Raw genomic sequence first — 14968 nt, forward strand, 5'->3', positions numbered from 1 at the left:
AATAAATTTTACAAAATTTTGCAACAACGTTCCTTACAACAACATCAGTAAAGTTAACAAAAAAGACGACAAATTATTGAATTATTATTAATAAGAATATATAATATAAAGATACATTTAAAAATTTTTTTATGGCTCTTTCAAAATTTCTCGATCCTCGCAATGATTTGTGTTTCAAAAAAATCTTTGGAACGGAAAAAAATAAGAATATCCTGATCCACTTTTTGAACGATATTTTAGGGTTTACTGAGATAAATGCAATACAAGAAGTTGAGTTTCTTAGCACTATTATGGATCCCGAAGTTGCCTCTGATAAACAAAGTATTGTTGATGTTCTCTGCAAGGATTCTCACGGAAATAGATATATAGCAGAAATGGTGCGACCTGAAAGCCTTCGGTCATATTGTTTAAAAGGAGAGGAATTCATTCAGAAAGAAACTGAAAGGATTCTAAAGCTTATTGAACCAGATGTTTTGCCATCTGAGTCTACGCATCAGTGCGAATTGGGTAACCAGTTGGTGCCGAGCGACGCGGACAATGAACCTCCTCTTGATAAAGAAGATGCTCAATCGTGAGAGAAAGCATAAACTACAAGCATCATGTGGTTGGAGGGCTAGGCTTAGTGGTATGGTGAACGTAAGTGAAGCTTCATAAGTATCGTAACGATTAAAGAGCTAAAGATGCTGATAAGCTCCGACCAAAAGGTAATGTGACATTTTTCATTTCTGGATGTACGCAAATCACCGGTATAGAGAAGCCACCTAACCCACTATTGTATGACAAAAGGAACAGGATAAGCCTGTATTTTCGCCTATATGGCAGGCAACCCGCAAGGAATGCTGATGGATGTGCAGGTAAAGGATAATGGAGAAAGCGAATGCCATTTTGTAACGAAATGGATAGAATTTGTAACATTAATTCGCGTGAAAACGAGCAGACTTCCATTTGGTCCCTCATGACAAGAAACTTTGTTAACCACTTAAGGTAGGAAAGCAGATGATTACAAGTACAACTGTAAGTGCACCTACCAATAACTCCGAAGCATGGAACCAGTTACCCTGGAAGAAATGCCAAAAAGTTGTTATGAGGCTACAGAGGCGTATTGTTAAGGCTGTCCAACAAGGCAGATGGGGTAAGGTGAAAACTTTACAACACCTTCTCACACGCTCTTTTAGCGGCAAAGCTTTGGCGGTTAAGAGAGTAACTGAAAACCAAGGAAAAAACACAGCAGGTGTAGATCGTCAAATATGGTCAACTTGCAACACAAAATTTCAAGGAATAAAGCTATTAAAACAAAGAGGATACAAACCTTCTCCGCTAAAACGGATATACATCAGTAAGTCTAATGGCAAAAGAAGACCTCTTGGAATCCCTACGATAAAAGATAGAGCCATGCAAGCATTATACTTGTTTGCTTTGGAACCGATAGCTGAAACGATCAGTGATCGTCACTCTTATGGTTTTAGACCAAAAAGATCCTGCGCAGACGCTACTGTGGCTTGTCACTTGTTACTGGCAAGCCGTAACCAACTACAATGGATACTCGAAGGTGATATTAAAGGGTGTTTTGATAACATTAACCATGAATGGCTCATGAAGCATATTCCTATGGAGAAGAAAATTCTTCATAGCTGGTTAAAAGCTGGCTTCCTAGAATCAAAAACTCTGTATTCCACAACTGCAGGTACCCCACAAGGTAGTATCATCTCTCCAATACTAGCAAATCTAGCCCTAAATGGACTTGAAAAATCATTGGAAAGTCAATTTGGTAAACTTGGCAGTAAAAGAAGAAGCAAAATCAGAAGTGGAGTAAATGTAATCAGGTACGCAGATGACTTTATCATTTCAGGAATCACACGTGAAGTACTGGAAAATGAAGTAAAACCTCTAGTATCGTCCTTTCTTCAGGAGAGAGGTCTTATCCTTTCCGAAGAGAAAACAAAAATTACATCTATTACAACAGGGTTTGACTTTCTTGGTTGTAATGTACGCAGGTATAATAAGAAGTTAATTATAAAACCTTCAAAAGAAAGTATTAAGAAACTTCTTAATAAAGCACGTACATTGATAAAGGCAAACATAGCGAACACTCAGGCCGTACTAATCAAGTTGCTCAATTCCCTATTAAGGGGATGGGGAAATTACTACAGCCATGTGTGTGCGAAAAGAGCTTTTAACAAAATAGACCATGAAATTATGTGTGCTCTATGGAAATGGGCAAAGAAAAGACATCCTCGTAAAGGATTACGTTGGATAAAGAATCGTTACTTCAAGGTAATGAAACAACGCCAATGGGTCTTTGCTGCACCCATATGCAAGAACAAACCGAAAGAGATAAGGTATTTAAGACTGCTTAGGTTGATTGATATACCTATCAGACGACATGTTAAAATCAGGGCGGATGCAAATCCACTTGACTTAAAATGGAAAAAGTATTTTGATGAAAGAGTGAAACAAACAAAAATGTTAGCAAGCTCTTTCTCAAGAGAAGGTTCTCTACTGTTGGTGTCACCATTAAGAATGATGTTTTCTGAGGAATCATGAAGGACAAGCCGGTTCGAGAAAAGAAGGACTTAGATAAGGGGCTCAAGCGTAGTGTGGGGAAACCTGCATGCTGCGTTTCTAAGGGAGGGAGTAGTAGCAATACTACTTCCTTACCTAACCAAGTTGCCAAAACTAAAGGCTTTGAAAAACGCGCACAACTTTATGCTGCTAAGGCTTACTCAAGACAAGCTGATAAATCTGGTAAATACGTTGATTTAAAGAAGATTTTCTTTATCGCGATTTCAAATTGTACCTTATTCCCTGATAAGCTTGACTATATATCTAGCCATACCATAAGAGATGAAAAAACCAATGAGCATGACTTAAAAGATTTTCAATTTATCTTCATAGAGCTGCCAAAATTTCCTAAGAGTAGAGAAGAACAACTAGAAAGTGTAGTAGACCGTTGGCTATTTTTTTTCAAATATGCAGATGAAACAACGGACGAAGATCTCAGAAAAATTGCGGAAAAATCACCAATAATAAAGCTAGCATATGATGAATTAGATAAGTTTCACTGGAATGAAAAAGATCTAATAACTTATGAAGAAAGAATAATGGATCTGCGCAAAGAAGAAGCCATTCTTGAATACAGACTTGATCTTGCTACTGAAAAAGGCATCCAAATTGGCGAAGAAAGAGGCATCAAAATCGGTAAAGAGGAAGGGAAAATTGAAGGAAAAATCGAAGTCGCAAAAGCAATGCTGGCTAACAATGTTGATGTCAACACTATTGTCAAATTTACTGGCCTTTCTATTAGTGAGATTGAAGAATTAAGTGTGAACGGTTACGTTTATTTTTTATCCTTATCATCAAGTGTAAATAAGGTTATTGTAGAGATTAAGCCTATTATAACTATTATTAACGAAAATGGGGCAGCTTCTCTATAGCGCTCATCGCTTACAAGTTCATATATTCTAGTTGATATAGTTTCAAAATTAAATGGTCTTATAATGAGTGTTGCTGTGAGCTCTTTGATAGTATCCATAAATACGAGCAAAAATCCCGATAATATATTCTTCTTGATGAGAGGGATATGAACATTCAAACATGTGGAAATAGGTCCATGACCCATAGTATATGCAGTCCACTCAATTTCATTTGGTGTTTTTTTGAGCCCTGACTCTACCGCCTTGAAAGATATAGCAAAAAAACGAAATAAATATGAGTAAACTAATGCGCCAATAGTTCCTACCAAGCTAATTTCCACAACATATTGAGTAATGAAAGAGGATATTCTGCTTAAAAATATTATTATACTAATTGCGATAATTGCATTTGGAATTGCGTAGCCTAAAGAAATGAGACGCGCTATATTGTTGATTACCTTATTTTTACGCGCCGTATATCCAATCATTATTGCAATGCTAATTGAGATTAATGCGGTGATAAATGATAAACTAATGCTATTTGCTATTATGTTATAGAATCTTGCTTCGTATATGAAAAACCCCTTCTCTATGCTCCAATATATGAGCGGAATCATTGGCAAAATAAAACCTATTAAGATCGGCAATACACACATAAGATAAGCAAAGATCAACGGCATAGCGCCACTTATACTCCGTTTGTTGTGATAGTCCGAATTGGTATTGATTGAAGAGTAAGATATTCCTTTTTTTTGTAGTTTTTTTTCGATAGCTATTAGTATCACAACGAAAATTAATTCTGCAACTGCTAAAACAGTAGTTGAATATTTGTCATGCAGTAAAAACCAGGTGCGATATATTCCTGTCGTAAAAGTATCGATAGCAAGAAACTGTGGTGTGCCGAAATCTGTAATTACTTCCATTAGTACCAAAGACAACCCAGCTATAATTGATGGGCGTATGGAGGGTATGATAACAGAAAACAGGCTCTTCAATGAGGAGAACCCAAGCGTTGACGCAATAGTGACTGAGTTGCTAACATTCTTTAGACTTGAGCGAACTAACATATAAACGTATGGATATAGGCTGAATCCCATTACTAATATTCCACCACCTAGGGATTTTATTTCAGGAAACCAATAGTCACCTTTGCTCCAATCTAAAATGTCTCTTAATAAGCTCTGCACCGGACCTGAAAACTCTAGCGTATTTACATAGACGAACGCTACTATATATCCAGGAATCGATATCGGAAAGAACAAAGCAATCTCAAAAATTTTACTTCCAGGAAATGAAAAAAATGTGGTGAGCCAAGCTGGAATTACTCCAAATATGAAAGATATTCCCCCTACTCCTACCATCAAAATTAACGTACTCAGTATATATTCAGGAAAAAGTGTACTGATTACCCATTCGGAATTCGCTGAATCTGTAAATAAGATTGATATTAATGATAATATTGGGCAGACGAATAATATGCTTACTAAAAATAAGAATATATTTTTAAATACTCTTAAAAACATTAATTTGAATCTATATTTTATATTAAAATGTTATATGTAAAAACTGAAGATATCCAGTAATTAACAGCCGTACTATTGAATATCTTTATAATTTTGTATATCATGTTTTTAGTTGATAAGTGAATAATCATGAGCTTCGTCATTGCAACTTTCTATCACTTTGTAGAACTCTCTAATTATTATGACATGAAAGACGAAATAAAAGCTGCATGCAACAACGTTGAGTTAAAGGGCACTATACTCCTTGCAGAAGAGGGTGTTAATGCAACAATATCTGGTGAAAGAAACGCAATTGATAAAATATTCGATTTTCTACGTTCTGATTATAGGCTAAGGGACCTTACATGGAAAGAGAGTGCAGCAGAATATCAACCATTTAGCAAGATGAAGGTAAAATTAAAAAGAGAGATTGTGAATCTTGGTGTAAGCAATCTTGATATTTCCCTTAGGGGTAAATATGTTGATCCAGAGCATTGGGATGATTTTACTTCTCAACCTGACGTTTTAGTAATAGATACACGAAACGAGTATGAAGTGAAATTAGGCAAGTTTAAGAATGCAATTAATCCACACACACAATGTTTCCGTGAGTTTCCTCAGTGGACAGAGTCATTTTCTGAGAGTAAAGACCTGAAAGTGGCTATGTACTGCACTGGTGGGATTAGATGCGAAAAATCTACAGCATATATGAAAAGCCTTGGATTTAGTGATGTTTACCATCTTAAAGGCGGCATTCTTTCTTACCTTGAAAAAACTTATAATAAAAATGGTAATTGGAAAGGAGAATGTTTTGTTTTTGATGATAGAATTGCTGTTGATAACTCACTTACTCCAAGCAACACAATAAAATGCATATTCTGCTCAAATCAAGTTTCAACTGATAAACTGAAACCAGTTCCACGTGGCCAAGTGGTTTGTTCTGATTGTAAACTTCAGTGTTATAGCTATAATAAATAAAACATCATACTGCTGCAGTTGTATGCACGTTGTGATTTGAGAGCAACCTCTACCAGAAAGGTTGTCATGCCAGTGCCCAGACACTGGCATCCAGGTTCTTTTTTTCTAGATTCCAGCGTCACGCGCTGGAATGACAATAAAGAGCATATGGTTATGCAAGAAGTCTATTTCTTACCCTTAATCAACTCTAAAGCCTTCTCCAGATCTATACTCTCAATATCTGCACTCTTGCCCAAAGCAACGTTTGTTTTACCGCATTTTATATAGAATCCGTACCTACCGTTGCAGATAAAAACTTCTTTTCCCTTTTCATTAACCCCGAGAGATTTTAACTCTTTGCGTGGACTGTTTGCAATAATTTGTACAGCTTCGCTCAATTCTGTATTCAGCACCTCTTTGGAGCTTTTCTTAAGAGAAAAGTATCTACCATCATAGAAAATATAGTACCCAAATCGCCCAAGGCCTATTTTTACTTCCTTTCCGGTTTCAGGGTGTTCTCCGATTACTTTTGGCAAGGAAAGTAACTGAGTAGCGGTGCTCAGATCAATCTCATTAACATTTATATCTTTTGGTATGGAAACCGTTTTTTTCTTTTTTAACTCGTTATTAAACTCCAGATAAAGTCCAAAAGGACCCTTTTTGATCATCACTTCTTGGTTTGTTATATCATCTATACCTAAACTTTTTGGATATTCTGAATTGTCGTTACTACCTGTAATTTCTTTTGTATGGTTGCATTCAGGATAGTTAGAACATCCAAGGAACACCCCGGCTTTTCCAAAGTTCAATTTCAATATGCCACCTAAGCAAGCAGGGCATTTCGTATTCACCTCTTTTCTTCCTTCTTCTGAACAAAACCAATCGATTACCAAATCGTGAATGCCGCTGAAAACTTCATCATGCGTCATTTGCTTGACAGAGTTTACATGACCAAAAAATGGCACCCAAAAGTGGCCTAATTCTTTTTTCCAATCTGCATGTCCATTTGAAATTAAATCAAGCTTCTCTTCCATTTGTGCTGTGAAATCATACTCTACACAACGCTGAAAAAAAGTTTCTAAAAATATAGTAACGATTTTACCGCGGCTGCTTGGAATAAACCTTTTGCTATCCAATGAAACGTACTCACGATCTTGTAATACCGAAATAATTGTTGCATAAGTTGATGGTCGACCTATACCGATTTCTTCCATTTTTTTTACGATACTTGCTTCACTATAACGAGGTGGCGGTTGAGTGAAATGTTGTTTTGGCTCAACTGAAATCAGCTTACACGCTTCCCCTTCCTTCATGGCAGGTAGCAGGCCTTCATTTTCGGCTTCTATGTTATCTTGGTAGACTCTATAAAAACCATCAAAGAATATACTTGATCCACTTGCTCGCAGAATTACTTTCTGGTCAGTAGAACTAATTTCGACTACCACTTGATCAAGAATCGCCGACTCCATTTGACTTGCAATGGTCCTTTTCCAGATTAAATCATACAATTTAAATTGCTCTGGCGTTAAGTAATCCTTAATACTACCCGGCGTTCTATTGATATCAGTTGGACGAATTGCTTCATGTGCTTCTTGAGCATTTTTGACCTTTTTTACATATTTACGAGGAGACTGCGGTAAATATTTATCACCATATAATGACTTAATTGACCCTCTAATTGAGTTTATAGCCTCATCTGCAATATGAAACCCATCTGTACGCATGTAAGTTATCAACCCTACAGTTTCACCACCAATATCGATACCTTCATATAAATTTTGCGCTATGCGCATAACACTTTTCACATTAAAATACAGTTTATTCACTGCATCTTGCTGAAGACTTGAAGTAATAAACGGAGGAAGCGGGTTTCTCTTAACTTGCTTGCGTTCTACTGTGCTTACAGCATATTGCCTTGATTCAATCTCCCTGACTAAGTTCTTTGCTTCTTCTTCATTCTTAATATCAAATTTTTCTAGCTTTTTATTGTCATAGTGGCTTAGCATAGCAAAAAAAGCCTCATCTTTGCTATTTTGCATTTCTGCTTTTATGCTCCAATACTCCTGTGTTATAAATTTACTAATTTCATCTTCTCGTTCGCATATAATCTTTAATGCAACAGACTGCACTCGCCCTGCAGACTTGCTTCCCGACAATTTTGTCCACAGCAGTGGTGACAAACTAAATCCAACTAGATAATCCAAAGCTCTACGTGCTTGTTGTGCACGCACTAAATCCATATTAATTTCACGTGGATTTTTTATTGCTTCTTGTACTGCTCTTTTTGTTATCTCATTAAAGACTACTCTATAAATGTTGTTTTCATTACTGATTGCTTTCTTTTCTTTTAATGTCTCTATCACATGCCAAGCCATTGCTTCCCCTTCTCTGTCTGGGTCTGTTGCAAGATATATATCTGATGTTTTGCTTGCGGCTTTTACTAGCTCTTTTATATACTTTTCTGCTTTTTCAATGGTTTCATACTTTATAGTAAAATCATTATCCGGATCGACAGAACCGTTTTTTGCTGGAAGATCCCTCACATGTCCAAAGGATGCAGCTACTTTGAACTCTTTACTCAAATATTTACCTATTGTCTTTGCTTTCGCAGGTGATTCAACTATTAATAATGCCATATTGTTAATTATTTTAGTACTTAAAGATAATATGTTGAGAAATATACAATGAAAAGTAAAAAAATATTTTAATGGTTCTTGTGAATTTTACGAACCGGGTTGTGGGACCTTTTCAGAAAACCCTTGGACGTTGCTATTTTTAAGTGACTTTGAAGGCTCATTACAATAGTATATGATCGCAGCAGCAACGAGAAGCTAGATTCCAGTGTCAGCTACTTGCATGACAAAAAAAGGAGCGCTGGGATGACATCCTCCCTTGTGGAAATTGCTCTCAAATCACAATGCCCGTACAGCCGTAACCCTAGAGGTACTGTTTCTCACCCACTGCAAATATTGCACGGTACTGTCCACTTGGTCGTCGTGGCGCGTTTCAGGAAACATTAAAATCTCATACTCAAAATCGTTCAGCCATACTGCTTGATGTGGCAGAAAAACCTTGCCAGACTCTATAATCGGAACAATTTGATGAAATCGAGTGAGCTTGTCATCATGTGGCACTATTTCAATAATCGGTAAATCACTGTTTGTCTTTAGCTCTTGCACCAATTGTTGACCACTTGTTTTTGCTTCGATTAAAATTGCGTGTGGCGTCCATCTTGCAGCTAGTGACAAAACCTGTTCTTTAAGCTTTGGATACTCAAGCTTTGCGCGATATACGTCGAGTAAATAGAATTTATTATCTATTTTTGCCCAGGTGGTGCAGACACTAAAGTTGCTCATGTTACTTGTTGAAACCGCAGTATCCCAACTTTGTGTTATATGCGAGAGATTATCAGGAAATTTTTTATAGCGTTTCAACCACTCTGGTTTAATTATACCACTTGAAAGCGGCAGAGGGTTTTGTTGATATTGAGCAGCAAAAGCGTAACTCCCAAGTTCAGCTTTTATTATCTCAACTTCTTCTTTTCCTCCATCGAGGGGATATAACAACTGACCTTCTTCTCTTGAATATAATATCCTTACAGGTGACGCTGGTTTATTATATAATCGCCTGGTCGCACAGTGCTGAGCTACTCGGATGACAGGAACGGGAGGCATTGGCTTTTTGATTGAATAAATAACCTGCTTATTTTCAGAAATCATTGGCAAACAAATATGATGCCATATGTTTTTTGGCTTGGAGAGAAGGTGTCCAGTTAAGTCCTCCTGGTGTAGCCTGTGCATTACAAGAACGATGACTCCTTTTTTTCTATCGTTCAGCCTGGTTACTAAAGTCTGATCAAACCAGTTTGTGGCACGCTTTCTAAGCGTTTCACTCAAAGCTTGAGCAGAACTGAGCGGATCGTCCACAATGATAAAATCACCACCTTCACCAGTTAGTGTTCCACCAACTGATGTTGCGATTCTGTATCCTCTCTGCACTGTTTGAAATTTATATTTGGTATTCTGGTCTTTGGATAGTTCTATCTCTGGAAATAGCGCTCTATACCAACTAGACTGCATCACGCACCTGGTGTCGAGCGAGTGCTTTTCGCTGAGCCGCTGAGAATAACTTGCAACTATTATTCTCGCAGTTGGTTGGTTTCCCAGTATCCATGCGGGCCACGCAACGCTTATGCACATGGACTTCATCGAGCGCGGAGGCATATTGAATATTATTCGTTTCACTTCACCAGCGCTCGCTGCTTCCAGCCTGTCTGCTATGACTTTTATATACTGATAATCGTTATACTCACACCCCGGCACTACCGTTTGAAAGCACAGTTCAATGAATTTTAGAAAGTTCATGATATAATGTTGAAACCAACGCGTGACGCTGGGATGACAAAAAAAGGAGCACTGGAATGACACCCTACTTAACCGTCATACCGCGATTCATTCGCGGTATCTCAGCCGCTAACAAGAGATCCCGCTAACAAGCAGCGGGATGACGATTGTCGTTTAGCCATAAATATTAAGAAATTTACCAAATGAAAAAAAGGCAAAAGAAGCCCCGTGGTTATTATCTGCTTTAAAATATTGGCGTTTTTTATGTTTTAAACGCTTGACAAGCGAAATTCAGCTGCTTTTAATTGCAACTAACCTACGCTGCAAATGTTTAAGAAATTTACTAAGCAGAAAAAAAGACAAAGAATCCCCGAGTTAGCTAGTCTTTTACTATCTCTGTCGAGTATTGGCATTTTTTGATGTCTTGTAACGCTTTATAAGCGCGTTCAGCTTATTTAGATAAAAATCTAGATGTAGATGAAGTTTTGTAAAGACATACAGTATCTATATACTGCAAAAAATTGAACATAAGACGCCGATACATTAAGTAATCCTTACCTTTTAATCTGCAGATTGGCAAAAGCAAATACAATAGCTTCACTATCATGATAAGGGCGCTGGCGAAGGGTGTCAAGTAAGTTTTTTCGTTTCTATTCCCAATAAAAGTTTGTTATATGGTTATGCAAGAAGTTTAATACTCATAGTTTCAAGCATATACTGAAATATTTCATTAGCTATAGCAACATCTTGGCGTGGGGCTTTGCCGTGTTCTATAAACACAGAGATTGCATAGCGCGGGTTATGGTAAGGGCCATAGGCGATAAATACCTTATGACTTTCGTCCTTAGAGTTTATTTCTGGTGTACCGGTTTTGCCAGCAATTTGTATACCGCTTAGCCCTTTCTTATAGGTTCCAGTTTTAGAATTCACCACGTCAAACATAGCTTTTCGAACTATGCTAAGATGCTCACAATCCACATCAATATCGGGAAAATCTTGTATCGTTTCATTCATCTTAATGCGGGGAATTACCTCTTTTCCTGTTGCAATCCTCGCTGCAAGAACTGCAAGCTGTAGTGGTGTTGTAAGCATATACCCTTGTCCTATAACTAAGTTGATAGTGTCACCTAAATACCACTGCGAATATAGCTTTCGTGTACGCCAATCTCTATCTGGCAACAACCCTGGAGCTTCTTCTTTAAACGTTCCAATCAGTGGCCCACTTCCAATACCAAATTTTCTGGCCATTTCTACTAGAGAGTCTACACTTATTTTTTTCCCTATATTATAAAAGTAAGTGTTGCATGATAATGCCATTGCCTCATTTAAAGATACATACCCATGGACTTTGCTTTTCAGACAACGAAATTTCCGCTCACCTATTTTCATATAGCCCTTGCACGAGAATTTCTCTTCTGGTGTTATTATCCCGTCTTTTAAACCCGCAAGCGCAACTATTACTTTAAATATTGAACCAGGTGGAATTTGATATGATAATGCACGATTCACGAGCGGCAATGAAGGAGCATTCAAGCTCTCCCAAGTCTCATTTGATAGCCTGCTAGCAAAAAGATTATTATCGTAAGAAGGTGAATTATATAATGCTAAAATTTCTCCATTATTTACATCAATTACCACTGCGGAGCCTTGGTGATCTTTAAATACCTCTGCGGTTTTCTCTTGCAGATTAATATCAATTGTCAGTTGTACATCTTGTCCGTCTTGTTGTGGTATGCTTGATAATTCTTTTATGACGCGTTTTTTAGAATTTATTTCCTGCTCAGATTTTCCTGACTTGCCTTTCAATATATGATCATATGTATATTCAATACCGCTGATTCCTACTTCGCTTATGCCTTGCTGTCTTTTTGTATATCCGATTACATGAGAACACATTGAACCAAACGGGTAATAACGTTTATAAAGAGCAGTTATTTTTTCTGACGATTTTGCTATTTTAGACTCGACTTCTGATAATGTCTGCAAATCAACTTCCTTACCAGAACCATCAAACAAAACAACATACGAAATTTTGTTTACCGCAAGTTCAATGCTATTCCTATCTAAAATTTTGCCCCGCTTAGGCATAATAGTAGCAACTCTTATTCTATTACTATTAGATAGTGCTTCGTACTTTTGTCTGTTTCGTATTTGTAAATTATATAACCTGCAACTAAAAACCGCAGAAATGGTAAGCTGAATACCACCTAATATGAATGCTCTGCGGTTAAAGACTTTGTTTTTTGTCCACATAACATTCCTTCAAAACACACTTTTTTCCCCTCTTTTATTGTTACACTTCTGGCTTTTACCGTATTACAAACCCTTTTTTCCCACTCACTTAAGGTCACAAACTTATAACCTGATTTTTTTAGTATTTTAATAATATGAGGTAAAGCTTCAATTGTGTTTGACCTGTTATTGTGATCATGAAACAGTATAACTGCTCCATTATGTACATTACTTAAAACTCTTTCAACTAAAGTTTCTGGCTTATCACCTTGCCAATCTAGCGAATCAACTGTCCATAATATTGAATACATATTTAATTGATCAGTATTTTCAATCAGATTATCGTCATAACATCCATATGGCGGACGAAACCATTTTACATCTTGTTTTATTGCATTTTTAATTGCTGTATTTGTCTTTTCCAATTCTTGCAATTGTTCCTCACTTGAAAGTGATGTCAACTTCCTATGCGACCAAGAGTGATTGCCTAACTCATGACCTGATTCATGAATTTTCTTTACTATTTCAGACGTTTTTTCATTTATACGTTCACCAAGCACAAAAAATGTTGCTTTTGCTTCATAGCTTTCCAGAACATTAATAATATCGTTTACTCTATTGTTAGACGGTCCATCATCAAACGTAAGCGCAACAAACTTATCGTCGTTATTCAATAATTTTTTTATATTACTTAAATTTCTATATGATAGATCTAGATTACAACTTAGCCCACAGTATGGTAAATTAAAATTACAATCACTACAAAAAGCCGTACTTGAATATAGTAAGAAAAAAGTGATTATCCTTATAAACATTTGTAATCAGCAAAGTGATAGAATACTACACTTTTTTGCTAAGTTAAGCCATCTTTAATTGCTGTAGCCTTTACTTCATCGCTTCTTTAATATATTGTATTAACAATTTTATATAATATATTATGATTGCAAATATAAATACCGTTGCGCTTCAGGGAATTAGCACAGTAAATGTCAATGCACAAATTCATATGGCAAATGGTATTCCAGCTTTTAATATTGTTGGATTGCCAGATAAAACTGTTGCGGAATCCAAAGAACGCATCAGAGCAGCGTTAAATTCAATCAATCTACTACTACCTCCAAAAAGAATTACAGTTAATCTCTCCCCTGCGGATTTACTGAAAGAAGGTAGTCATTATGACTTGGCTATTGCTATTGGACTACTTGTTGTAATGAATGTGATACCAGTTGAAAAAGTTCAGTCTTATATCATTATGGGTGAGCTTGCCCTTGATGGCAGAGTTATTCCAGTTTCAGGAGTGCTGCCAACAGCGATCAATGCAAAACAGGCAAATAAAGGAGTAATTTGCCCAAGGGGAAATGGAGTAGAGGCTTCATGGGTAAAGAATGTTTCAATTCTAGCTATAGAGAAATTAACTGATATTATCAGACACTTTAAGGGTGAGCAATTAATTCAGCCAGTAATTTTTAAATATAGTGATGCACCCAAAGAAAAAAGATTGGTTCCCGATATGAAGGATATTAAAGGCCAAGTTGTTGCAAAAAGAGCAGCTGAAATTGCAGCAGCAGGTGGGCATAATATGCTTCTTGTTGGCCCTCCTGGTACTGGAAAATCAATGCTTGCTAAGCGCTTTATAGGATTGCTGCCTGATTTAACCGAACAGGAGATGATTGATGTTAATATTATTTCCAGCATAACAAAAACTGGTAATGAAATATTCAAAGTAACTCGCCCCTTTCGTGAACCTCATCACTCATGTTCCATGCCAGCAATGATAGGAGGAGGAAAGAATGCAAAACCCGGAGAAATTACCATGGCTCACAATGGCGTGTTATTTCTTGATGAGCTACCTGAATTTCCAAGACTCGTGCTTGATTCTCTGCGCCAACCACTTGAAGATAGAAAAGTTACCGTTGCAAGGGCAAATGCTCACATAACCTACCCTGCCAATTTTCAACTGATAGCTGCAATGAACCCTTGCAGGTGCGGTTATTTAGGTGATGCAAGCAGATCGTGCAACAAAGCTTCAAAGTGTGGCACAGATTACAAAAACAAAATATCAGGCCCATTGCTTGATAGAATAGACATATGCATTGAAATGCCAAACGTTAGCATACTCTCTCCTGAAATCTCTGTGGAGGGAGAAAGTACTAAAATTATAAGAGAAAGAGTGATAGCAGCAAGAAAAGTTCAACCTGAGCGCTATAGTGAATTAAATATTCGTTGCAATTCAGAAGTAAGCGGTGAAGCATTTAATAAATTTACTGAACCGGATCAGGCAGGGTTAGAATTGCTAAAATACGTACTGAAAGAAAATTACATTTCCAATCGAGGCTACACACGCGTATTAAAAGTTGCAAGAACTATTGCAGATCTTGCAAAAAGTGAAGAAGTAAAAAGAGCACACATTGCTGAAGCGCTCAATTACAGAATAAAGGTATATTAAAAAATTAGTTTACTTGACAGGCAATTTTTTTACTATATGCTTCCTTAATGAAATTTTAACATTCTATTTAAGGAG

The 14968-nt window shown here is 36.9% G+C and carries 10 protein-coding genes and 2 pseudogenes; 6 read left to right on the forward strand and 6 right to left on the reverse strand.

What is annotated here, in order from left to right; all coding sequences use genetic code 11:
* Nucleotides 1-131 precede the first annotated feature (131 nt).
* The 4 genes and pseudogenes from ACQH3L_RS04515 to ACQH3L_RS04530 form a co-directional block, all read left to right on the forward strand.
* Nucleotides 132-377 (forward strand): annotated as a pseudogene (locus ACQH3L_RS04515) (PD-(D/E)XK nuclease family transposase); the annotation flags it as partial.
* Nucleotides 378-815: 438 nt separating this feature from the next.
* Nucleotides 816-959, forward strand: a complete 144-nt coding sequence (locus ACQH3L_RS04520; protein WP_173862902.1) for a hypothetical protein — start codon at nucleotides 816-818, stop codon at nucleotides 957-959.
* 37 nt (nucleotides 960-996) lie between these two features.
* Nucleotides 997-2544, forward strand: a complete 1548-nt coding sequence (gene ltrA / locus ACQH3L_RS04525; protein ID WP_006280223.1) for a group II intron reverse transcriptase/maturase — start codon at nucleotides 997-999, stop codon at nucleotides 2542-2544.
* Nucleotides 2541-3335: pseudogene (locus tag ACQH3L_RS04530) on the forward strand (Rpn family recombination-promoting nuclease/putative transposase); the annotation flags it as partial. The gene ltrA and the pseudogene ACQH3L_RS04530, both read left to right, overlap by 4 nt.
* A gap of 2 nt (nucleotides 3336-3337) precedes the next feature.
* On the opposite strand, the gene ACQH3L_RS04535 reads toward ACQH3L_RS04530, so the two are convergent.
* The gene (locus ACQH3L_RS04535) at nucleotides 3338-4936 is read right to left on the reverse strand and encodes an ABC transporter permease (protein WP_425384660.1); all 1599 of its coding nucleotides are present in this window, start codon (nucleotides 4934-4936) and stop codon (nucleotides 3338-3340) included.
* Between the two features lie 129 nt (nucleotides 4937-5065).
* Here ACQH3L_RS04535 and ACQH3L_RS04540 point away from each other — a divergent pair, with 129 nt between their 5' ends.
* Nucleotides 5066-5893 carry a rhodanese-related sulfurtransferase gene (locus ACQH3L_RS04540; RefSeq protein WP_425384661.1) on the forward strand — a complete coding sequence of 276 codons (828 nt, stop codon included), beginning with the start codon at nucleotides 5066-5068 and terminating at the stop codon, nucleotides 5891-5893.
* A gap of 164 nt (nucleotides 5894-6057) precedes the next feature.
* On the opposite strand, the gene topA is transcribed toward ACQH3L_RS04540, so the two are convergent.
* From topA to ACQH3L_RS04565, 5 genes are all read right to left on the reverse strand, one after another.
* A complete protein-coding gene (gene topA / locus ACQH3L_RS04545) occupies nucleotides 6058-8508 on the reverse strand; it encodes a type I DNA topoisomerase (protein ID WP_010963054.1) in 2451 nt (816 codons plus the stop codon).
* Between the two features lie 87 nt (nucleotides 8509-8595).
* On the reverse strand, nucleotides 8596-8685 hold the full coding sequence (locus ACQH3L_RS04550) for a hypothetical protein (protein ID WP_419198969.1): 90 nt from the start codon (nucleotides 8683-8685) through the stop codon (nucleotides 8596-8598).
* Nucleotides 8686-8784: 99 nt separating this feature from the next.
* Nucleotides 8785-10236 carry a phage terminase large subunit gene (gene terL, locus ACQH3L_RS04555; RefSeq protein ID WP_264374293.1) on the reverse strand — a complete coding sequence of 484 codons (1452 nt, stop codon included), beginning with the start codon at nucleotides 10234-10236 and terminating at the stop codon, nucleotides 8785-8787.
* A gap of 657 nt (nucleotides 10237-10893) precedes the next feature.
* Entirely contained in the window at nucleotides 10894-12468 is a 1575-nt protein-coding gene (locus tag ACQH3L_RS04560; protein WP_425384662.1) for a penicillin-binding transpeptidase domain-containing protein, read from the reverse strand.
* The gene (locus ACQH3L_RS04565) at nucleotides 12423-13262 is read right to left on the reverse strand and encodes a polysaccharide deacetylase family protein (protein WP_010962787.1); all 840 of its coding nucleotides are present in this window, start codon (nucleotides 13260-13262) and stop codon (nucleotides 12423-12425) included. The genes ACQH3L_RS04560 and ACQH3L_RS04565 overlap by 46 nt, the downstream gene beginning before the upstream one ends.
* A 122-nt stretch (nucleotides 13263-13384) precedes the next feature.
* On the opposite strand from ACQH3L_RS04565, the gene ACQH3L_RS04570 reads away from it, so the two are divergent.
* Nucleotides 13385-14893: a YifB family Mg chelatase-like AAA ATPase gene (locus ACQH3L_RS04570; protein WP_425384663.1), complete on the forward strand. Its 1509-nt coding sequence runs from the start codon at nucleotides 13385-13387 to the stop codon at nucleotides 14891-14893.
* Nucleotides 14894-14968 lie beyond the last annotated feature (75 nt).

The organism is Wolbachia endosymbiont (group A) of Sturmia bella, assembly GCF_964030905.1.
GTDB classification, from domain to species: domain Bacteria; phylum Pseudomonadota; class Alphaproteobacteria; order Rickettsiales; family Anaplasmataceae; genus Wolbachia; species Wolbachia pipientis.